The 22,764-nt window shown below is 60.1% G+C and carries 12 protein-coding genes; 6 read left to right on the top strand and 6 right to left on the bottom strand.

What is annotated here, in order from left to right; translation table 11 throughout:
- Positions 1 to 79: 79 nt before the first annotated feature.
- The 5 genes from ACXR0M_RS13845 to ACXR0M_RS13825 all read right to left on the bottom strand — a co-directional run bounded on the left by ACXR0M_RS13845 (position 80) and on the right by ACXR0M_RS13825 (position 12,146).
- Positions 80 to 1,411: a sigma-54-dependent transcriptional regulator gene (locus ACXR0M_RS13845; protein WP_458832387.1), complete on the bottom strand. Its 1,332-nt coding sequence runs from the start codon at positions 1,409 to 1,411 to the stop codon at positions 80 to 82.
- Positions 1,411 to 3,171, bottom strand: coding sequence for a sensor histidine kinase (locus ACXR0M_RS13840; protein WP_458832386.1), 1,761 nt, complete (start codon positions 3,169 to 3,171; stop codon positions 1,411 to 1,413). Before ACXR0M_RS13840 ends, ACXR0M_RS13845 begins: the two co-directional genes overlap by 1 nt.
- 94 nt (positions 3,172 to 3,265) lie before the next feature.
- Positions 3,266 to 5,914: an RHS repeat-associated core domain-containing protein gene (locus ACXR0M_RS13835; protein ID WP_458832385.1), complete on the bottom strand. Its 2,649-nt coding sequence runs from the start codon at positions 5,912 to 5,914 to the stop codon at positions 3,266 to 3,268.
- The gene (locus ACXR0M_RS13830) at positions 5,911 to 10,416 is read right to left on the bottom strand and encodes a SpvB/TcaC N-terminal domain-containing protein (RefSeq protein ID WP_458832384.1); all 4,506 of its coding nucleotides are present in this window, start codon (positions 10,414 to 10,416) and stop codon (positions 5,911 to 5,913) included. Before ACXR0M_RS13830 ends, ACXR0M_RS13835 begins: the two co-directional genes overlap by 4 nt.
- A 206-nt stretch (positions 10,417 to 10,622) precedes the next feature.
- The gene (locus ACXR0M_RS13825; RefSeq protein WP_007960181.1) at positions 10,623 to 12,146 is read right to left on the bottom strand and encodes a fumarate hydratase; all 1,524 of its coding nucleotides are present in this window, start codon (positions 12,144 to 12,146) and stop codon (positions 10,623 to 10,625) included.
- 473 nt (positions 12,147 to 12,619) lie between these two features.
- Between ACXR0M_RS13825 and ACXR0M_RS13820 the strand changes: the two genes are divergently transcribed.
- From ACXR0M_RS13820 to ACXR0M_RS13810, 3 genes are all read left to right on the top strand, one after another.
- Positions 12,620 to 13,726 (top strand): GGDEF domain-containing protein, encoded by a 1,107-nt coding sequence (locus ACXR0M_RS13820; RefSeq protein ID WP_458832383.1) that lies wholly within the window; start codon positions 12,620 to 12,622, stop codon positions 13,724 to 13,726.
- Positions 13,719 to 14,654, top strand: a complete 936-nt coding sequence (locus ACXR0M_RS13815) for an iron-sulfur-binding ferredoxin reductase (protein ID WP_458832382.1) — start codon at positions 13,719 to 13,721, stop codon at positions 14,652 to 14,654. The genes ACXR0M_RS13820 and ACXR0M_RS13815 overlap by 8 nt, the downstream gene beginning before the upstream one ends.
- A gap of 200 nt (positions 14,655 to 14,854) precedes the next feature.
- Positions 14,855 to 15,604, top strand: a complete 750-nt coding sequence (locus ACXR0M_RS13810) for an enoyl-CoA hydratase-related protein (RefSeq protein WP_458832381.1) — start codon at positions 14,855 to 14,857, stop codon at positions 15,602 to 15,604.
- Positions 15,605 to 15,784: 180 nt separating this feature from the next.
- On the opposite strand, the gene pyk is transcribed toward ACXR0M_RS13810, so the two are convergent.
- Positions 15,785 to 17,236: a pyruvate kinase gene (gene pyk, locus ACXR0M_RS13805; protein WP_458832380.1), complete on the bottom strand. Its 1,452-nt coding sequence runs from the start codon at positions 17,234 to 17,236 to the stop codon at positions 15,785 to 15,787.
- 170 nt (positions 17,237 to 17,406) lie between these two features.
- Here pyk and ACXR0M_RS13800 point away from each other — a divergent pair, with 170 nt between their 5' ends.
- From ACXR0M_RS13800 to ACXR0M_RS13790, 3 genes are all read left to right on the top strand, one after another.
- A complete protein-coding gene (locus tag ACXR0M_RS13800) occupies positions 17,407 to 17,793 on the top strand; it encodes a tetratricopeptide repeat protein (RefSeq protein WP_458832379.1) in 387 nt (128 codons plus the stop codon).
- Between the two features lie 226 nt (positions 17,794 to 18,019).
- Positions 18,020 to 18,379 carry a PilZ domain-containing protein gene (locus tag ACXR0M_RS13795; protein ID WP_458832378.1) on the top strand — a complete coding sequence of 120 codons (360 nt, stop codon included), beginning with the start codon at positions 18,020 to 18,022 and terminating at the stop codon, positions 18,377 to 18,379.
- Between the two features lie 279 nt (positions 18,380 to 18,658).
- The gene (locus ACXR0M_RS13790; RefSeq protein WP_458832377.1) at positions 18,659 to 22,744 is read left to right on the top strand and encodes a hypothetical protein; all 4,086 of its coding nucleotides are present in this window, start codon (positions 18,659 to 18,661) and stop codon (positions 22,742 to 22,744) included.
- The last annotated feature ends 20 nt before the right edge of the window (positions 22,745 to 22,764 follow it).

Raw genomic sequence — 22,764 nt, 5'->3', positions numbered from 1 at the left:
TCAGAAATTCTGTGTTGCACACAAACCTCCTGTGGGAGCGGGCTTGCTCGCGAAGAGGCCTGATCACGCGCTGCAAAAATCAGCTGTCTTGAACAAACATCTCCCGACTCAACCCATGCCGCTGCAGCTTTTCATTGAAGGTGCGGCGCGGCAGCTGCAGCTCTTCCAGCACCGCTTTCACATCGCCCTTGTGCCGGGTCAGTGCGGCGCGCAGGCATTGCGCTTCAAACGCCTCCTGCTGCGCCGCGAGTGACTGGCCCGGGTCGATGCCCTGCACCGGCTCATCCAGCCCCAGCACCTGGCGCTCGGCGACGTTGGCCAGTTCGCGCACATTGCCCGGCCAGTCGTGGCTGAGCAGGTGGCTCAACTGCGCCCCGCTTAACGGCGGAAAGCTGCGGCCCAGGCGCTGGGCGGCGCTGAAGGCAAAGGCTTCGAACAGCAGCGGAATATCTTCCCGACGCTCGCGCAGGGGTGGCAGGCGCAGTTCGGCGACGTTCAGCCGATACGCCAGGTCTTCACGGAAGCGTCCGGCCCGGGCTTCATCGAGCAAGTCCGGTTTGGTCGCCGCGACAATTCGCAGATCGACGCGGATACTCTGGTTCGAGCCCAGGCGCTCGAGTTTCTGTTCCTGCAATACCCGCAGCAGTTTCACCTGCTGGGCCAGCGGCATGCTTTCGATTTCGTCGAGAAACAGCGTGCCACCATCGGCATATTCGAGCTTGCCGATGCGTTTGCCGGCCGCGCCGGTGAATGCGCCGCTCTCGTGTCCGAACAGCTCGGCCTCGAACAACTGCTCGGGTATCGCTGCGCAGTTCAGCGCCACGAACGGCTTGGCCGCGCGCGGACCGAAATCATGCAGGCAGCGCGCGACCAGTTCCTTGCCGCTGCCGGTCTCGCCGCGGATCAACACGTTGACCGGCAGTGGCGCCAATTCCAGTACCTGCCGGCGCAAGGTCTGCAAACTCCGCGACACACCGAGCAACGTCGCATCGAGCTTGACCCGGTTGTCGGCCTGTTCGTGCAAGGCGCGGTTTTCCAGAACCAGACGGCGCTTGTCCAGCGCCCGGCGCAGGCTGCCGAGCAGGGTTTGCGGGCTGAACGGTTTCTCCAGAAAGTCGTAGGCGCCGTCGCGCATGGCCTCGACGGCCATCGGTACATCGCCGTGGCCAGTGAGCAGAATCACCGGCAGATCCGCATCGCGTTTCTGCACTTCGGCGAGTAACGCCAGACCGCCCATGCCGGGCATGCGCACGTCGCTGAGGATCACCCCGGGAAAATGCGCGGGCAGGGCAGCCAGGCATTCCTCGGCGCGACTGAACAGTTGCACCTCGAAGCCGGACAGGCTCAGCCATTGTTCGACGGCACTGCGAATGCTGCCTTCGTCATCGACCACCATCACCGCGTTGAGCATCAGATGTGTGCCTCCAGATCAATCGGCATCGACAGGGTGAACACCGCGCCGCCGCTGCCATTCTCGGCGCTCAAGCGGCCACCGGACTCATGGGCGATGGCGAACGAGACGGCCAGCCCCAGACCCAGTCCGTCACCCACCGGTTTGGTAGTGAAGAACGGATCGAACACCTGCCCGAGATGGTCTTCGGCAATCCCCGGGCCATTGTCGATCACGCGCAGGCGCCACAGGGTTTCGTCGGCTTCGAGACGGATTTCCAGACGTTTGCACACCGTCTCATGCAGGGCATCAAGGGCGTTGCGCAGCAGGTTGATCAGCACCTGTTCCAGACGAATCGCATCGCCGCGCACCCACGCCGGACGGGTCAGGTGCAGCACCAGGCTGACCTGCTCGTCGCGCAGCCGGGCGTCGAGCAGTTGCAGGGCCTGATCGACCACGGTCGCCAGATCCAGCCGCTCGCGCAGACCGCTGGGGCTTTTGCGGGCGAAGGTCTTCAGGTGGCCGGTGAGGGCGGCCATGCGCGTGAGCATGTCTTCCACCGGTTTGAGCGCCTTGTACGCATCATCGACCCGGCCATGTTCGAGCAACAGGCGTAGGGTCGCCAGTTGCATGCGCTGAGCGGTCAGCGGCTGATTGATTTCATGGGCCAGCGCCGCCGACATCTGCCCCAGCGCCGCGAGTTTGGCCGATTGCACCAGGCCGTCCTGCGCCGTGCGCAAGTCGCGAGTGCGCTCCTCGACCAGTTGCTCGAGTTCGGCGCGGCTGCGCTGACGGATTTTCGCCAGCCGCCAGCGCTGGTTGAGAAACAGCAACAGAAACACCAGTGCCAGCCACACACCGGCCGCAGCGAGTGCGGCATTGCGCAAGTCTTCGAACGCCACGCTGGCCGGGCGCAACAGGTGCAGGGTCCAGCCTTCGGTGGCCAGTGGCAGCGATTCCCACAGGTAATCGGCGGTGCCTTGCGGACCTTCGACGCGGCGCAAGTCGCTGTTGTCATCGAAGTGACGCAGCGACAGGTGCGTCAACGGCACCAGTGCCTGTTTGTCGTACTGGCGGGTGGACTTGATCTCGGCCAGGTCCTGGCTATCCAGCGGGCGCAACGCGCGATACCGCCAGCCGGGCTGGTTGGCGATGAACACGATCCCGCGGGCATCGCTGACCAGCAACGTGTCCTGGCCCAGGCTCCATTCGCGCTCAAGCTCGGGGAATTCCAGCTTGACCACCATGGCCCCGAGAAACTCGCCGTTGTCGCCGAGCACGGCACTGGACAGGAAATACCCGGGAATGCCGCTGGTCACGCCGACGGCATAAAAACGCCCGCTGCCTTGGGTGCGGGTCTGGATGAAATAGGGACGAAAACCGTAGTTGTGGCCGACGTAGCTGCTGGGCAGGCGCCAGTTACTGGCCGCTACGGCGAGGCCATTGCGATCGAGCAGTTCAAGGGTTGAAGACTGGGCGGCGCCGTTGATCTGCTCCAGCTTCAGGTTCAGCGCCGCCTGTTGTTGCGCTTCCACCGGGGCGGTCAGCGCCGAACGCAGTTGCGGATCCAGCGCCAGCACCGCGGGCAGGGCGCGATAACGGTCGATCAGGGTGTGCAGTGAATTGGCGTACAGCGCCAGTTGCTGATTGGCCCGAGCGGCATCTTCTTCCAGCGCCTGACGTTCGGCGTGGCGGATCGCGAGCGTCGCGGCGAGGGCCGCACCGGCGATGATCAGCAGGGAATACAACGACAGACGCAGGGTACGGGAAGTGGGCAGCATGCGGGGGCAGGCAAGGTAGAAAGTCGGGCGGGCACCATAGCATGGTGCCCGTCGCAAGAGACAAACGAGCTGAAACTTATCGCTGTATGAACCGTTACCTTCTGCGCCTTTTTATTCCCGCGCGCATCGGCTCCTGCCGATCAAAGGAAACTTCATGTTCATAGGTTTGCGTGGATACCGCATCAGCGCTTGTTCGTGAGCGCAAGCGGGTGATTTTCTCCAGCGATTCCATGGAATCCCAGGTGATGCCGGTGGCTTCTTCAACCTCCAGTACTTGTTCATGCAGTGAGTTCAGTACCCTCGTCGGTACCTCATCCAGCAGGCGCTGCTCTGCAATCAAGTCATTGATCTTGTCCAGCCTTTTTCCTGATTTTTCCTCCTTTTTCGCCTTGTTCTTCAGAGCGGCAGTGCCTCGCAACTCATCGACATAGCCGCCGACAAGGGGCCCGAGTGCGGCTCCAAGCAGTGTCGCGCCGGCGGTCATGGCGACATTGATCTGATTGAAAACCCTGAAAGCATCCTGGGTAACTTCTTTAGGCGGAAGGTCGCCACCCGTGGCCGGGTCCCAGGTTCCAGGAGCTGACCAGCCAGGGTTGAAGTACATGGAATGGATGAGAATCTGCGAAACACTGGCAACCATCGTGGTCACGATGGCCCCGGTCGCTGGCGAGGATGATCCGGTTGGAAGCAGCGCCAGCCCGATTTTTGAGTTGGCGAGCCAGACTGCGGCGTCCTTCGCCTGTTCTTTCCAGGGACCGCGTGGCGGCAGTTTGCCAGGAGGGTTCTCGGCCGGATTGACCACCAAAGGAGGCGGCTTTTTTTCCTCCGGATTCATGCCCATGGCCAGAGCGGTTGATTCAGTTTTCGTCGTTCCCTGTTTATCGAAAAAATTGATCGGGTTGTTGCCGGTCATGCAGTAGAGGTTCAGTCCGTCCACCGATCCCATCGGATCGGGTTGAACCCATCGTTGCAGGCTCGGAGCGTAATAGCGCGCGCCGTAGTAATACAGACCGCTGGCATCCATTTCCTTGCCTGAATAGCGCACGGTCTTGTAACTGACCTCAATCGCTGAACTGCCCACGAACCACGCCGTGCCACCAAACGTATAGTGCCCTTCGCAGCTGATAATCCGTGCCTGTTGATCAAGCTCCATCAGGCATGAGCCCAGGTGGTCGTCAAGGGTGTAACGTATTTGATTGTCGTCAATGCCGGCTGGTTTTCCGGCTGTCCAGTGCAGGCACCGCACGTTGGCGAACCCGCCCTCAAGGGTAATGACATGCAACGTTTCGCCAGTGTCGCGAGTACGGACTTCCAGTCCCGGCAGATAACGCACTTCTTGAAAGTGGCTGAGCGTGGCGGTGTGTGTATCGTGACGTTTATAGACGCGCGTGCCTTGGCTGTATCGGTAGATTTCCTCATCGTCCGGGCCATCGTCGCGTTTGACCAGGGTTACCCGGGTCAACTGGTCGCGCGCGTTCCAGTGGACGGGACAGCCGGGCTGCAATTGCAGCAGGTTGCCGTGAGCGTCGAACAGGCTGGCGATGTCTGGCACGGGGTCTCCCGCTTTCCAGCGCACGCCGCGGTTGCTGGCCGGGTCGATGAACATTTCCTGAGTGTGGCTGGCGCCTTCGCGTACATGCTGGAGCTTGATCAGGTTGTTACCGTGATCGTAGGTATACGTTTGCACGTACTGACGCAGTTCGGGCGTGGCATTCCATCGCGGTAACCCGGGTATGTCCGGGGCAGGCGCGGCATCATGTCCGGTGGCGCTAACGGGGCGGTACAGAGAATCGTAGACGAACGTGCGATCACCGTTGATGCGCTGATTGGCAACGTGTCGAAGGGTGAACGTATGGTCGACGATACGCGTGATGTTGCCACACCGATCGTACTCATACGCAAAGTCCTGAAAGAACGGTTGCGATGCCCTGCCCGAGCAGTGTCGGCGCAGTCGGCCATCGGCTGCATCGTAGTGCCACTGAGTGAGCACGTCGTTGCCGGCCAACTGCTGTGTTATCTGCCCGGCTGCGTTATAGCGGGCATATTGCAAAACAGGCTGCCAGGCCGCTTGGCCGTTGATCTGCAAGTGGGTTGCCAACAGTTGCCCGGCCAGGTTGTAGCGAGACCGTTGCCGGTGCCCGCCGGCATCGTGCCGTTCCAGCACCCTGCCTTGCGGGCCGTACACGTAACGGGTGGAAAAAGCCTGTCCATCAGCAAATGTGCGCGTCTCTTCCAAGACGTCGCCGGACAGGCTGAAACCGTTGTAGTGCAAAGAACCTGATTGATCCTGAATCTCGATCAAGCGACCGCGCAGGTTGTGCGAAGTCTGCGCCATGCCATCGGCGTAGGTACAGGTTTCCAGGTCAGGTTGTGTGGTGTTTTCAACGGACAGCACGCGCAGTTGATTATCGAAGGTCGAGCGCCAGTGGCTACCGCGACCCTCCCAGCGCTCAATGGTCTGTCCGGCCAGGCTCAGTAAATCCACACGTCTGCCGAGATCGGCGCTGTCGATTTTCAGCGGCTTTGCGTTCAAGTCATACACGGTTGTGATGTTGGGATGAGGCAGGCGGGGATCCCGTTGTTCGATCAGGCGCGCGGCATGGTCGTAAGTCTGGCGTGTAACCAAAGCGATGGCGGGCTCGTTTGTCTGCTCGGCAAATGAGCGCAGATAGGCTACCTGCCGAACCGGCAAGCCTCGGCTGTCATTGACGATCAACGAAGGTGTACGCCAATGGACGTTCATCGCATGGACTCTGATTCGTCGGTATCGTTGAAGTCTTTACTGGTGTGATACCAGGGATGATTCGTCTCGAGCGAGAAATAGCCTTTGGCGTTGACCAACATGATCGGGCGGCCGAGCACGTCGTAGAACAACTGATCGAAGTAACCGTGTTCGCGCAGTGAAGCATCGTTGACATACTGGTTTCTGTCGGCGAAGAACGGACGGAACTGGCGTACCGGCAAGCCCTTGTTGTTGTATTCGACGCGGGCGCTGATGCGCCAGCGCGGGTCAGCGTGTACTTCGCATAGCTTGCCGTCTTCGACAATCAGCGAGCCATCGGCATCGACCGCATTGGCCATCCCCGGATCCACCAACTGCTGCGTCTGCAATTCGCGACCGAAGCCGTCGAAACAGGTTTTGATGATATGAATCTGCGCGGCAACCGGGTCGTTCGGGTAGCGATCGGCGCTGAGGATGACGCGGTGCACCGGCACTCTCAATATTCTGGCAAGTAATTCATTCAGGGCTTGATCCGCAGCCGTCAGCGCACCATAGCGTTGCAGCCGTAGACGGGCATTGGCGCAGATGTGCCCGCTGGGCAAGACATCGCCGTTGGCGATCCAGTCGGCGAGCAGTTCGGCGTTGATCCCCGGCGGCAGTGATCCCATCCAGCTGAACAGATCCTTGCGCAGGGTGCTGGCGATGCCCTGGATCGCACCGACCGGATCCTCGATGGCGGGTCCGGGCAGAAGACTTTCCGGAAGGACGAAATCGCTCAGGGGATCAAAACCGGCGGCAACGCCGTTTTCCGTGCCATGGAAGCTCAGTGCAAGCGGCTGTCCGAAAACGTCATGGATGACCTCCTGGATGTTTTCGTTGGCATCGAGGATGCGTGAAGGTTGCAGCGTGCGGTAGTCGTAGGTGACCGATGTGGTGCAGCCGTCCGGCAATGTGACGCGCTCGACGCCGAATCGATAGGCGTCGTACGTCGCTTGCGTCACGCCATGACTGGGCGTTTCGTTGAACGCCAGGACTTTGAAAAAACCGGCGATGTCGTCGTATCTGGCGAAGTTGAAGGTCGAGGACCACAGGTTCTCTTCATCGCTGGAAGAGGCCGGTTCGAAAAAAAACCGCATGGGCAAGTAACCGATCTCACGCAAGGCTTGCCGGATGGCGAAGGGCGGCGGCAGCACGCCGTAAGCGTCGAGTGCGGTCTTGTCGAGTTGGGCCAGCTCAACGGGACCGGCCAGCGCTTCGTACTCGGCTTCGCCACTGTCCAGCAAGGACTGATCGGCGGTCTTCAGATACCGCTGTTCCGACTGTTGGGTCAGCGTGCGCAGCGCATGCCATTGGGGTGAATCCACAAACTCGGTCAACTGTTCGAACGACACCGCCTGCGGATTGAGCCCGCTTGGAAGCTGTCCTTTGGGCAGAACCAGCGCATCACCGCGCTGTTGCCAGGCCAGGCCCAGACGGCGCCGTTGCGCATCGGTATCCAGATTGATCAGTCGAGCGCGACGTTCACTGACGTAATACTGCTGCTGAGCCTTATCGTGAGCGTCAAGCCAACAGCGTTTTTCATCCTCATCGGAGAACGGCGGTGTATCCGTAGCCGTTCGGCGACGCGCGTAACTGACCACCAGCGAATGGGCCGACGCGCCATATTGATCCCAGCGCAGGCCGATCTCATGACGACACAACGGATCATCAATGAACTGCTCGTACTGGTAACTGATTTTTTCCAGTGCCAGGGGCAGGATGATTGCGTCGGGATAATGCTCGCCCTTGGGCCGGACCTCGCGCACCCGATAACGATATTCCTTCACCACATTGGGTTTGGCTGTCGCGGCAGGCTCATCGCCGTTGTAGATTTCGCTGCGCATTAACGTGCCGGCCATGCCTCGGGCAATTTCGTACGGGAGGGTACTGTCCGGTGCCGGGCTGAAAGGGATATCGCGCTCTTGCACCGGGTCGTAGCGGGTGATCACGGTATCGCCCAGCGGCACGGCTTCGTTATCGCCGGCGAAATAACCGGTGCGTGACCGGTTCATGGACTGGCCGGTGATGTACCAGCTGCAGGCGCGTATCGGCGCGGTGAAGCTGCTGTCTTCAGCGCCTGTCAGACTTTCACTGTCGGTTTGCTCCCGGTAGCCGAAGCCCCGGTACTCACGGGCGTGCGGGTCATAGTAGCCCTCGCGGTAGGTGAAGTGCTGGCTCAAGCGATTGCCGGTGATTTCGTCCAGTTGGCATTGTTGCTTCACCACCTGAACATTGAGTGGCAGGTAGCAGGCAGGGACATCTTCTGGTCTGGCCGCCAGCCGCTCCTGTTTTTCATCCAGCCATTCCTGCGCGGAGCTGCGATAGACGATGCTCGCGCTGCAGCCCATGTTGTTGTTGCTCGATTTCATCAGATACGGTTTGGCACTGACAAAGTCGTAGCGCCAGTGGCGCGGTGTCATGTGCGGCACGCTCAGAATCAGGCTGGCGCAACCCAGTCCCTGAAGGTCGGCGAATGACACTTCGCAGGTTTGTTCGTACTGCACACCTTCGGGCCAGGGCACGCTGATCGGTTCTGCCGCCAGACCGTTGCCGCCATGGTTGAGATAGATGTCGAAGGATTTGCCGTTCAGATAGATCAGCGCCGGCGCGCCAGAGCCGTCGAGGTCGGCGATGCGTACCCGCGAGGCATCAAAGGTGCTGTATTCAAAGACCGGACCTTCGAGCACGCGACCCTTGCCGAACTTGCCAAAGCCCAGATTTGGCCAACATTTGATTTCGTCATGCCGGATGCGACAAAGCTCGCTGGTGTCGCTGCCCAGAAGATTGGCGAACATGACCAGCTCACTGCGGGCGTCGCTGAACAATGGCAGGCGATCATCGTCGGGTTCATGCAGCACTTCTTCGGCTTGCTGGAAGCCTTCCTCAAGCGCGCTACGGTAGAAACGCACCGCACCCGGACTGATCACGGCCACCGAGAGCAGCCCTTCGTTGGTCAGGTCGCCGAATCGCGCGAAGGTGCCCAAAAGCTCGGTCGGTGTCCGGGTGAACCTTTTGAATTCGGACCAGGTCCGGTCCGGGTTCAGTGAGCGCAAGCCAGCGAATCCATGTTGCGCCGTGAGCCAGTCGAAACGGCCGCTGCCCGATAACGCTGCGAGCATCTGCAGCGCCGGTTTGTTGCTGTTGCTGAGCGGAATGTTTTTCAGTAACGACGGGGGGCCGTAGGCGATGTCATCGGGCCCCGATTGACCACGAACCGGTTCGCGGTAGTACCATGCCTGGTCATGGCGGTGGAGAAACCCCGGAACGCCTTCGCCGTACAAGTCAACGCAATGCCAGGAACGGCCATCGTCGATGCCCGGCATGTTTTCATCGGGAAACAATCGGGTCGGGAGCGGGTTGACTGTCAGCGGCTCGTATTCGAATTGCACCGGCGGGTAGGACTCAGCGTTGTCGTCGCTGGCCCCCCAGGCCTGATAGTGCGCCGAGGTCAACTGACTGTAACTCCAGCCAGCGAAGCGCTCGTTGTACTTGAGCAGCAAACGGCGCACCAGCACCGGCTCGCTGCCCAGTTCGGCGGGGAAATGGTGAAACATCAGCACTTGCTCGCAACGCCTGCGTGTGGCGATTTCGAAGCAATGGCCGAATCTCGAACTGGCGTCGGGCCGAACTGGCCAGTTCGGCGGGGTCGGGGCGTCATAGGCCGGTTTGTCACTGAGCGAGGTGCTGCGTTCGCCATAGTCGAACAGCAGATGAAAGTGCCAGTCGAGGTCGGCGGGGCTGTCCACCGTCCAGCCGTAGAGATGCTGGCTGCCAATGAAGTTGCCGTAAAACACCCGGTATGGATAACGTTGTGAGCGGAATTCGCGAACGCCATCCGGATCCGCGTCGTCGGATTTGTATTCGTAGCAGATGTGTTCGCCATGGGCGGTCATGCTTTCGCAAAGCAGCCAGATTGCGACCTTTAGCGGGTCTTGCGGGTCAGCCACCCGCGAATCAGCGGTTTTACCGTAAAGATGCAGGGAGCCATCGGGGCCGGAAATCAGCCAGAAAACAGGCTGGCGCTCTGTCGGATGCAGCGGCTCCCAGCGCTCGCGAAGGCTGAAATCACTTTCTACCTCGGGGGTGAAGCGCACCACCGTATGCTCGCCGATGTGCCTGCCATTGAACGTGCTTTCGATTCGCGTATCGATCGAGCCATCGGTATTACGTGCTTTAGTACAGATCTGCTGATCATGACCGATGATCTCGTCATCATCGTCGTAACGCGGACTGCCTTTGTCGGTCCTGCGGCTGATCTGGCCATTGCTCAGGCTCCAGCCCAGACCAAACACACCATTGCCGGCCTTGCTGCTGTAACTCAGCCCCAATTGCGGGGGCACGCCGCGGCCCTTGGAAACGGGTAATCCGACAGTGAACGTTGCCTCACCCTTGGGCGCTACGTTGTTGAAGCCCTGGCCGGTCATGGAGAACGAGGAACTCTTGGCAATGGACGGGGTAGGAATATTCAGTTCTTGATCGGCCATGAGTCCATCCGGTGCGCGAAGGCGAAGATGGGAATAACGCTAGCAAGTCGGGGGCGACCGGTAACCTGTCAGATCTGACAGGTAGGCTGGGGTTTTTTAGATCAAAAAACAGTTTGCTCCAGTGTTCTTATAATCAACTGCAAAATCGGCGCATAAAAAAGCCGGGTCATCGTTCGATGACCCGGCCTGTTCAGCAATCGAGGCGCTTACTGCACTTCGACCGCCAGGCTTTCGCTAATCTTCTGTTGCCAGATCGCAGGCCCGGTGATGTGTACCGATTCACCTTTGCTGTCCACCGCGACGGTGACCGGCATGTCCTTGACCTCGAACTCGTAGATCGCTTCCATGCCCAGCTCGGCGAAGGCCAGCACCTTGGACTTCTTGATCGCCTGAGCCACCAGATAGGCGGCGCCGCCCACGGCCATCAGGTACACGGCCTTGTTGTCCTTGATCGCGTCGATCGCGGTCGGGCCACGCTCGGATTTGCCGATCATACCCAGCAGGCCGGTCTGCTCGAGGATCTGCCGGGTGAACTTGTCCATCCGCGTCGCGGTGGTCGGGCCAGCCGGGCCAACCACTTCGTCACCGACCGGATCAACCGGGCCGACGTAGTAGATGAAGCGACCTTTGAGGTCCACTGGCAGGGTTTCGCCCTTGTTCAGCATCTCGACCATGCGCTTGTGCGCGGCGTCGCGACCGGTGAGCATCTTGCCGTTGAGCAGGACGGTTTCGCCCGGCTTCCAGCTCTGCACGTCTTCCGGCGTCAGGGTGTCGAGGTTGACGCGACGGGCTGACGGGCCGGCTTCCCAGACGATTTCCGGGTAGGCGTCCAGCGGTGGTGCTTCCAGCGAGGCCGGGCCGGAACCGTCGAGCACGAAGTGCGCGTGGCGGGTGGCGGCGCAGTTGGGGATCATGCACACCGGCAAAGAGGCGGCGTGGGTCGGGTAGTCCATGATCTTCACGTCGAGCACGGTGGTCAGGCCACCGAGGCCCTGGGCGCCGATGCCCAACTGGTTGACCTTCTCGAACAGCTCCAGACGCATTTCTTCAATGCGGTTCTGTGGGCCACGGGCCTTGAGCTCGTGGATGTCGATGGACTCCATCAACACTTCCTTGGCCATCACTGCGGCTTTCTCGGCGGTGCCGCCGATGCCGATGCCGAGCATGCCCGGCGGGCACCAGCCGGCGCCCATGGTCGGAACGGTCTTGAGCACCCAGTCGACGATCGAGTCGGACGGGTTGAGCATGGCCATTTTCGACTTGTTCTCGGAACCGCCGCCCTTGGCCGCCACGTCCACTTCCACGGTGTTGCCCGGGACGATGGAGTAGTGGATGACCGCTGGCGTGTTGTCCTTGGTGTTTTTACGCGCGCCCGCCGGGTCGGCGAGGATCGAGGCGCGCAAAACGTTTTCCGGCAGGTTGTAAGCGCGGCGCACGCCTTCGTTGATCATGTCGTCCAGGCTCATGGTCGCGCCGTCCCAGCGCACGTCCATGCCCACACGCACGAACACGGTAACGATACCGGTGTCCTGGCAGATCGGCCGGTGGCCGGTGGCGCACATGCGCGAGTTGATCAGGATCTGCGCCATCGAATCACGGGCCGCTGGCGATTCTTCGCGCAGGTAGGCTTCGTGCATCGCCTGGATGAAATCCACGGGGTGGTAATAAGAAATGAACTGCAGGGCGTCGGCAACGCTCTGAATCAGGTCGTCTTGCTTGATCACGGTCATGAGTCGCGCTCCTCTAAAAGACGGGAACATTTTTAGGGCAGCGGCGAGCTATAAGCTGCAAGCGGCAAGTTTCAAGGCAGTACGCGGACTGCTTTGAACTTGCGGCTTGAAGCTTGAGGCTTGTAGCTGCCCCTCTGTCACACCGGGGCTGCTGGCGCGACGCTAAAAAGGCGCGGCAGTATAGCGCGCCTGTGCAGGGCATACACGCGCCGGCAGTCATTCGTTGGTCGCATGCCCTGCCCACAATTCTGCAGGAGCTGCCGCAGGCTGCGATCTTTTGACGTTGACCGTTTAAAAGCAGGATCAAAAGATCGCAGCCTGCGGCAGCTCCTACAGGTCGAAATACGTGGGTTTTTGACGTCAATTACCCGGCCCGAAAATCGGTGGTCATTTATCGACCGCGCCTCTAAAGTGGCATCCGGTCTGTAGAGTAGGACACTCGGTCAGCCTCCTTTCGCACGGTGAGTCAACGATTGACCCATAACGCCATTCAACGCCTTCTGCTTAAGCGTTTTGCCCTCGCTGCAGCCACCTACGGATTGGCTTTGCTGCTGCTGTGGCTGGCGTTTTTTACCGGACATTACCCGCACTCCCTGAACAGCGTGGCGGTCGGCAGCGCGCTGGTGGTCATCAGCCAGGCGACGTTTTTCGTGCTGTTCTGGACCGGGCGCAACCAGCGTTTTGCCGACCCCAGCCTGACCGAGGCGCAAGTGCTGCTCGGGCTCGGCTGGCAGACCTGGCTCATCGCTCATCTGGGCGAGGCCCGTGGCGCCTTTCTGGTGTTCTACGTGTTGATCCTGCTGTTCGGCCTGTTTCATTTGTCCCGGCGCGCGTTCATTCGCTGCGCGTTGCTGGTGTTCTTCAGTTTCTGTGCGATCACCCTCTGGGAGGGGTATCAGTTCCGCTTGCCGGATCCGGCGCTGGCGGTGCTGCAGGTGTGTATTCTGGCGATGGTGCTGGCGTGGCTGGTGATCTACGCGCGCTTTGTCCAGGTGTCGCGTCAGCGCATGCGCCAGCGCCGGTTCGCCCTGCAGGCGCATCAGGACACCCTGCGCGGGATGATGCGTCAGCTCGAAGACCTGGTCGCCACCGATGAGCTGACCGGCCTGTTCAACCGCCGGCATTTTCTGCGCCTGGCCTCCCGCGAACTGGGCGAGATGGAGCCGGGTGTGGTGCACGGGCTGGCGCTGATCGACCTCGATCACTTCAAACGCATCAACGATTTGCACGGCCATGCCGCCGGCGATCAGGTGCTGCAAGCGTTCGCCGGGGTGGCCAGTGCCTGTCTGCGTGACGGCGACGTGCTGGCGCGCTACGGTGGCGAGGAGTTCGTGGTGCTGCTGCCCGACTGCGACGCCGAACGCCTGACCGCTTGCTGCGAACGCTTGCGCATCGCCTTCGCCGACGTCGAGCTGATCGGCCTGAACGTGCGCAACCTCAGCCTCTCGGCGGGCATGACCCTGCTCGAGCTGGACGACGATCTCGACGATGCCTTGCAGCGTGCCGATCAGGCGCTGTACCGGGCCAAGCGCGACGGGCGCAATCGCTGTGCGGCGGCGTGGGAGAACGTGGATGCCTGAACTTCGCGCCGGTGAAAAGCGCTGGTCGGTGGCGGCGGGCAGTAACCTGCTCGATGCCCTCAATCAGCATGGCGTCGCGGTGCCTTACAGCTGCCGCGCCGGCAGTTGCCACGCGTGTCTGGTGCAGTGTGTTCAGGGTTCCCCCGCCGACAGTCGCCCGGATGCCTTGAGCGCCGAGCAACGCCAGGAGGGCTGGCGGCTGGCCTGTCAGTGTCAGGTGACCGAGGACCTGCAGGTGCATACCTTCGACCCGCTCACCGATGGCCGGCCGGCGCAGGTCGAGGCATTGGACTGGCTCAGCGCCAACGTCCTGCGTCTGCGCCTGACCCCGCAACGACCGCTGCGCTACCGCGCCGGGCAACATCTGGTGCTGTGGATCAACCAGATAGCGCGGCCGTATTCGCTGGCGAGCCTGCCGGAGGACGAGCGTTTTCTCGAGTTCCACCTCGACTGCCGCCAGCCCGGCGAATTCAGCGATGCGGCGCGCCGTCTGCAGATCGGCGACCCGCTCCGCCTCGGCGAATTGCGCGGCGGTGCGCTGCATTACGACCCGGACTGGCACACGCGACCACTGTGGCTGCTGGCCGCCGGCACCGGGCTCGGGCCATTGTTCGGCGTGTTGCGCGAAGCTTTGCGTCAGGATCACCAAGGCGCCATCCGCGTCATTCACCTGGCCCATGACGCGGGCGAGCACTATCTGGCCAAACCGCTGGCGGCACTCGCCGCGCAGCGCGAAAACCTCAGTGTCGAGCTATGGACGGCGGCCGAGTCAGCCGCCGCTTTGGCGCAACTGCGCCTTGTTTCCCGGCAAACCCTGGCCTTAGTCTGCGGCTCACCGACCAGCGTCGACGCCTTCGCCCGGCGTCTGTACCTGGCCGGATTGCCGCGCAATCAACTGCTGGCGGATGTATTTTTGTCCCGCGGTTGAGCGCTGACTTTCATAGTTTCGAAGATTCCTGTGGCAACGCCGAACTCCTGTGGTGAGGGGATTCATCCCCGATGGGCTGCGCAGCGGCCCCGGGATTTTGTGAGCGCTGCGCACTCAATCGGGGATGAATCCCCTCACCACAGGAGTTCCGTCTCGCCACAATGGAACTCTGTCGGCCTTTTTAATGTTGAGTAACGCTGATGACCGAAGCCATCCTGCTCGAACGCGAACGCGGTGTCCTGACCCTGCGCCTCAACCGCCCGGACAAGAAAAACGCCCTGACCCGCGCGATGTACAGCTGTCTTGCCGAGGCGCTGAAGCAGGCCGACAGCGATCCCGCGATCAATTCGGTGCTGATAAGTGGCAGCGCCGAATGCTTCACCGCCGGCAACGACATCGCCGACTTCATCCAGCAACCGCCGAGCGACCTCGACAGTCCGGTGTTCCACTTCATGCTCAATCTGCTCGAATGCCGCAAACCGGTGATCGCTGCCGTGGCGGGCGCGGCGGTGGGCATCGGCACCACGTTGCTGCTGCACTGCGATCTGGTGTACGTCGCCCGCGATGCGCGCTTGCGCATGCCGTTCGTTAACCTCGGGCTATGCCCGGAGTTCGGCTCCAGCCTGATCCTGCCGCGCCTGCTCGGACAGGCCAAAGCGGCCGAATTGCTGTTGCTCGGCGAAGGCTTCAGCGGTGAACAGGCGGCACAGTGGGGCATTGCCAGCGAAGCGCTGGGGAGTGGCGAAGCAGCCTTGCACAAGGCGCGGGAGATGGCGTTGCGTTTCGATGAATTGCCGCCGGAGGCGGTGCGCATCAGCAAGCAGTTGATGAAGGCGCCGGATCGCGAGCTGATCCGCAAAGTCATTGAAGAAGAGGGCGCTCTGTTCACCCAGCGGTTGCGCTCGCCCGAGGCCTTGGCGGCGTTGAGCGGGTTTATCAAACGGCATTGAAATATTTTTCTGGCCAGACTGGCCTCATCGCGAGCAGGCTCACTCCTACATTTGGAATGCGTACCCCTGTAGGAGTGAGCCTGCTCGCGATAGCATTGGCTCAGGCAATAAATCTTTCAGATCAGCATGCAAAAAGCCCCGGCACTCACATGCCGGGGCTTTGTTTTTTCAGCGAATCACTCAGACCTGTGGATCGCCAACGTGCAGGATCTTCATGCCGTTGGTGCCGCCGGTGGTGTGGTAGCTGTCGCCCTTGGTCAGGATCACCCAGTCGCCTTTTTCCACGACGCCGCGCTTGGTCAGTTCGTCGATGGCTTTCTGGCTGACTTCGTGCGGTTCCAGCGAGGCCGGGTCGAACGGGATGGTGTACACGCCACGGAACATCGCCGCGCGGGCCTGGGCTTCACGGTGCGGGGTGAAGCAGTAGATCGGCACCGAGGAGCGGATGCGCGACATGATCAGCGGGGTGTAGCCGCTTTCGGTCAGCGCGATGATCGCTTTGACGCCCGGGAAGTGGTTGGCGGTGTACATGGTCGCCAGCGCGATGCTTTCGTCGCAGCGCTCGAACTCTTTGCCGATACGGTGGCTGGAGGTCTTGCTGGTCGGGTGCTTTTCCGCGCCAACGCAGATACGCGCCATCGCCTGCACGGCTTCCAGCGGGTACAGACCGGCAGCGGATTCGGCCGAGAGCATCACGGCGTCGGTGTAGTCGAGCACGGCGTTGGCCACGTCGGACACTTCGGCGCGGGTCGGCATCGGGTTCTGGATCATCGACTCCATCATCTGGGTCGCAACGATCACGGCCTTGTTGTGGCGGCGCGCGTGCAGAATGATCTTCTTCTGAATGCCGACCAGCTCGGCGTCGCCGATTTCCACACCGAGGTCACCACGGGCGACCATCACTGCGTCGGAAGCCTTGATCAGGCCGTCGAGGGTTTCGTCGTCGGCTACGGCTTCGGCGCGTTCGATCTTCGCCACCAGCCAGGCGGTGCCGCCGGCTTCGTCGCGCAGTTGACGGGCGTATTCCATGTCGGCCGCGTCACGCGGGAAGGACACCGCGAGATAGTCGACTTCCATTTCGGCAGCAAGCTTGATGTCGGCCTTGTCTTTTTCAGTCAGGGCCGGCGCGGTCAGGCCGCCACCGCGACGGTTGATGCCTTTGTGGTCGGACAGCGGGCCGCCGATGGTCACCACGCAGTGCAGTTCGGTGGCGGTCGCGGTTTCAACGCGCATCACCACACGGCCGTCGTCGAGCAGCAGCTCGTCGCCCACGCCGCAGTCTTTCACCAGATCCGGGTAGTCGATGCCGACCACTTGCTGGTTGCCTTCGGTCAGCGGGTGGCTGGTGGAGAAGGTGAACTTGTCACCGATCTTCAGCTCGATGCGCTTGTTGGCGAACTTGGCGATACGGATTTTCGGGCCTTGCAGGTCACCCAGCAGGGCGACGAAGCGACCGTGCCTGGCCGCCAGGTCACGCACCAGCTTCGCGCGAGCCTTGTGCTCGTCGGGGGTGCCGTGGGAGAAGTTCAGACGGGCAACGTCCAGTCCAGCCAGAATCAGCTGTTCGAGAACTTCCGGCGAGTTACTGGCCGGGCCAAGGGTAGCGACGATTTTGGTACGACGGATGGACATGCAAGGTCTCCTGAGTTCTAGCGCCCGCGAAGGCTACTATGCTCTTGGGGTGTAGTCATTGTTCGTTTGCACTACTTTTTGTTTTCTTTATTGAACGCGACAATCGGCACAAACGCTTCTGAAGATTTCTCACTCAGGGTCGATACAGAGCACAAGACAGGAGATCCCCCATGCGATTGTTGCCCATTGCCGCCCTTGCCCTCAGCGTTCTCGTCGTCACGGGCTGCACCCGTTGGTCGATGAACCACCACTTGAACAACGCCTACAGCGCCTACGATCGCGGCAATTGCGAGCAGGTCATGCTCGAGCTGTCCAAGGTCGAACGCGCCAGCCGCGCCCGCCCGTATGTGTGGCCGGAAGTGTCGATGATGCGCGGCCAGTGCCTGGAACGGCAAAGCATGTTCGTCGATGCGGCGCAGACCTATCAGTTCATCATCGCCTCGTACCCCAACAGCGAATACGCCTACCGCGCCCGCGCACGTCTGGAAACCCTGCAGAGCCTGGGTCATTACCCGACCCGCAGCGCAGCCGCGCCGGTGCGTCCGACGCGTTTCTGATGATTGATCCGCTACAAAATCTCGAGCGTTGTACAGCCTGAGCTATAGTCAGAAGACACCGTTTCACCCGCCTGACGGGGAAACGGCGCAACACCTGCAACTGGCAGTTGTCGAGTGACGGCGTTGTAGCGACCGCCACACCGGAAGCGGGGAGAGCGTGCCTGCCGACAGGCGCGTTCCGAAGCACAGGCTGGCTCCTGCTGGAGCCTTGCATGGCGATACGCACATGTTTACCGACCGTCGGATCGAGCGGCAGCAGTTGCCGTATTTTCTGCGAGTGTTCAACAGCGTCACCGACAAGCCGATCGGCTTTCTGGGCAACGTCTCCGAAGACGGCCTGATGCTGATCAGTCAGTTGCCGATCATGATTGGTGCCGAATTCAGCCTGCGCCTGAAAATCCCCGAGGGCGAAGGCTGCCTGCAGATGATCGACCTCAACGCCTGCTGCCTGTGGTGCCACGAAGACGCCACGCCTTTGCACTACGACGCCGGTTTCAGCCTGCAATGGGCACCGGTGGAGTATGGGCAACTGGTTGAGGCGTTGAGGCAGTATTTCAGTTTTCAGCCGTTGCCGGCTTCGGCCTGATTCAAATCCCTTCAAAGGCATCACGAACGGGCTCGCGATGGCGTTATTCCATCTGATCGACGCCGTTTGTCTACTCATTCCGCTTTGAACCGTCGTGCAATTGATTATGCAATTTGATAACTAAAACGCTGTTTGCTATTTCCATTTATTATCAAGCACTGTCATTTCTGTCAGTAGATGTGCACAGATCGCCTTGTTAAGTTCTCTTCACTGGTTCGCCCATCGTGTAACAGGTGTTTTGGGCCTGCTCCCTACCAACGAGTCTAGTAGGTGCAAAAAATGGATAATAACGATGTTGTTGCAGTTGATGGGGAATCGGCACAGTTTCAGGAAAGCTTGAAACAGCAAATACCACAAATAGAGAGCGTCGATTCAGGTCCGGTGCCGGATGTTGAACCTCTCTGGACTGATGGTGCCTTGAAGGTGATAACCGCAGTAGGTGGGGATAATAACAGGTTTACCGCAGCGTTGGAGTTTAGATACACAGTCCGGAGTGGACGGATTTATGTCCTGGGCTCTCGATATTACATAACTCAGCCGAGTGACTTCGTTATCAAAGACAGGGCGAATATAAATTTAGAGATTAAGTCGGGTGATGAAAAATCTCAATATAACTCGCCGGACAAATTAATTCAGGACGGTCGGTGGCGTGCGTACGAAACTGAGTTGTATGTCACCTATCGCGCCGGACAACCATTGTATATTCGTCTGGAAATTGATTTTGATGGCCCAGGTGGAGGGGGCTGGTTCTGGACACCTACTTATAGATATGTAACAAGCACAGCTGCGATTACTTCCCCCACGGCTAATTCACGCTATGTTGGCTATCCTCTGCGTGTCAGTGGGACACACGCCGATGTTTCTCCGATAACGGTAGAGTTGATGAAGGAGGGTGGGGCGCTATATGACCGGGTTGTCGCTAATCAGAATACAAGTAGTACTTGGACGGCAAATTTCACCGACAATTTTGTTCCTGGAAAGTATTACTTGGTGGCAGGGCAGATTTCGGCGAATGTCATTAATAACTTGTCGCTAGTGCCTCGCGTTCCGGGCGTCTCCTCTCCAGCTTCAAACACGGTAATCGCTTCGCAACCCATCACCGTTAGCGGCGATGGTTATCCAGGTGCTTTGGTTGATCTCGCGTATCCCGGCGGTCACCCGCTGAAAACAGGAATTCTGGTGTCCCCAAATGGACGCTGGACTACGACGCTTGGGACTTTGAATTGGGGCAGCGAAATCGGGTTCCACACAATACAGCGCATCAATGGAGTGGAGTCCAACTGGCTGGAGCCCACCCATAAGCTTCGTCTGCTCGGCCCGCCGCCCCTGACTACCCATTCCAATAACCAGCAAGTCGAGCAGCAGATCACTGTCGGCGGAGTACTGAGCGGTTCGTTCAAGGGTGGCGAGGTTCGAGTCTACAGGGATACTACTACTACGCGACTGGGTAGAGGGAACGTCCTTGGCACGGGAGGGTGGGAGGCAACGATCAGCTTGACTCCGGGGCCATACACCATCGTAGCGAGTCATTTCTATGAGTCGGTAGAGTCGATACGCAGCGCTCCCATCCGGTTACTGGTACGGCCACCCAAGCCGACGATTACATCAGAACTCAATGGGGAAACCGTCACATTATCGGGTACGGGGTGGGGCGGCGCTCGAATGGACATTCATTTCAGTGGCAACACCACCCCTTATCTAGAGGCTACAGTCGTTTCGATCCGCTGGACGAAGGTAGTCCCAGACACCTTGAAACCCGGTATTTATGTATTTAGTGGTAGACAAAGCGTTTCCGACGGCGGGAACGGGCGCATTTACAACTCGGGCTGGGTGGTTGCTGAAGCCCGGGCCACTATTCCGACCCCTGCCCCAACCGCAATAACCGTAACCGTCAACGGGCAACGGGCTACCTTCAGGGGGCGGGGGCGTCAGTGGGAAACAAGTGCGGTCAAAATCGGTATCTTCAACAATGGCGTTGCCCTGGCCGGCGTACCGCAGGCGGATGTGCAGACCAATCTCAACTGGGAGACCACAGCAACCACTGATATCGCCCCAGGCAATTACCCCGCATTGACAGCCCGGCAATGGGTGAACAATCAGTGGTCCGGCGACAGCACCCGCTTTTCCATGACCGTAGCTTCGCCCGCTCCGGTATTCACCAATCCACCCACGGACACCCCCACCGGACAACGTCCGTTGATTTCCGGCAATGCCTGGCCCGGTTCGGCGATCGTGTTGAAAATTCCTGGAAAGCCGGATGTGTCTTTGACAGCCACAGGTGGCGCGTTTTCCCAGAGTGCGACTGAAGATTGGGCGCCAGGCACCTACACCCTCACCGCAACAGCGGCCTTCGGTGGGCAGACCTCCTCGGTGGCGAGCCGGACATTTACGGTTAAAACACCCAAACCTGTGATCACAACGGCCGCCAATGCCGAGGTCGATCTTTCTCCGGTCATCAATGGCACGGGTTTCAAGGGCTGTTGGGTGGTGATCTATTCAAATGTTACCCACCAGCCTGTAGGCGCCGGGCCGGTGGGGCAGGATGGCAAATGGGTGGTGACACTCGTTGACCAGACTCCTGGCAATTTGACGCTCTATGCCATTCAACAAGCATCCCAATCCAGCAGTAACGTCTCCGACCGCAGTGATGTGCGGACGGTCAAGGTTCGCGTCGCCAAACCTGGGCTCAGCGTGCCAGCACCCAATGGCAGACCGGCTCGTGAGTCGGTGTTTTCCGGCACAGGGCAGTTTCCCGGCACCGTTGAGTTATCGATCAAAGGGCAGACTTCACCTTTTCTCAAAGACATTGAAGTGAAAGCGGATGGCACTTGGCAGGCAAAGGTCTCGTTGCCAGTGGGTGGCCCAGTAACCGTGGAGGCGAGGCTTCGGCAAAAAAACTACGCCAGTGATCCGCTTGAACGCATCATCACGGTGGTGCCGGCGATTCCGGTGGTCGATACACCTCTCGATGGCGAGGCGCTCGGGGGGCGGTTGCTGATCTCCGGGTATGGTCATCCGGGCGATACCGTTCAGATCTGGCGACGCGGTACGCGATACGGCCGTTTAATCAACACCGTTGTGTCGCAAGCCGGCACGTGGTCGGAGAGTGTCGCGCACGGGTTGCTTGACCCGAATGCAGAAGGCATCAGTGCCCTCGCAAGTGCAGGCTCCGGGCTGGACTCAGCCCTTTCGGCGGCCCATTATTATCAGTTGCTCAAACCTGCGCCAAGCATCACTGGTCCTCTGGACGGCGACTGGGTCGGGGTTCGACCGCAGTTCAGTGGTCTGGGTATAAAAGGGGCGAGTATTACCATTGCTTCGTGGTTCAACACCGATGAGGTGCTGGCCCCTGCGACGACTGTAGATCCCGATGGTCGTTGGGCGGTAATCGGTACCAAGGATTTGCTTGAGGGCGCCACGCGAGTGGTCGTGCGCCAGACGGTGAACGGGGGGCTATCCGAGTGGGTCGAGAGTGGGCGCTTTATCGTAGAACGCAAGACTGCGGATTTCGCGGCTCCCCGTGTCGATTATCCGCTCGAGGGGCAGGAGGTCGGACGCCGTCCGATGTTCTCCGGTACAGGTGAGCCGGGTTCCGAGATCCTGATTGTCAAGCAAGGGTCGATCTCCACCGAGCTGTGCAGAGCCCCCGTGGATCGCGACGGACGATGGGCGGCGCGGCCGCGGAACCTACTGCCAATGGCAGCCACGCCTTACGTCTATTCGGTGCGGCAATCGCGCGATGGTGCTATCTCGAAGTGGTTGTTGCCTGATCGCAATTTTGTCATGAGGGACTTTTCCTCCGGGGTTGAGCCTCCGACCATCACAAGCCCCGTGAACGATCCGGATCAAGTCCTTGAAAGTTTTCCGGTGTGCTCGGGAAGAGGAATACCGGGGGCAGGGATTTATGGGGAAGAGGGAGGTGCAAACAATTTCTACGGCATTGTCGATCATCAAGGGAACTGGTCGTATCGAATTAGGTATGACTTGGGAACAGGGTCGCATCAAGTCGTTTTTCGTCAGTACATTGATGACGCCCGTTCGGATTACACGGAAGCAGTGGCATTCAGAACCAGCATTGAGCAACTGGACAAGCCCCTGTTCACCTCTCCGCTCCAGAATGGCTGGGTTTCGCCCCGTGCCGTCATTCGCGGTACTGCGATGCCCACCGCAGAGGTGAAACTGTACAAGTCAGGGAACAGTAGCAAGGTATGGGGCTCCGGGATTGTCGATGAGTTCGGACAGTGGCTGATTGTGACTGATCCCTTGCCAATGGGGGCGTTCCTGATGGTAGCGAGGGTATATAGCGGCGCAGCTGTCTCGCCGTGGTCGACAACCCTGAGTCTCAACGTGACGGACATCGGCTGACCGTCCGCTCTTCCCTTCGA

The sequence above is a fragment of the Pseudomonas sp. Eth.TT006 genome, from assembly GCF_054456575.1.
Note: the sequence above shows the minus strand (reverse complement) of the source record. Positions and strands in the feature narration are given on the sequence as shown.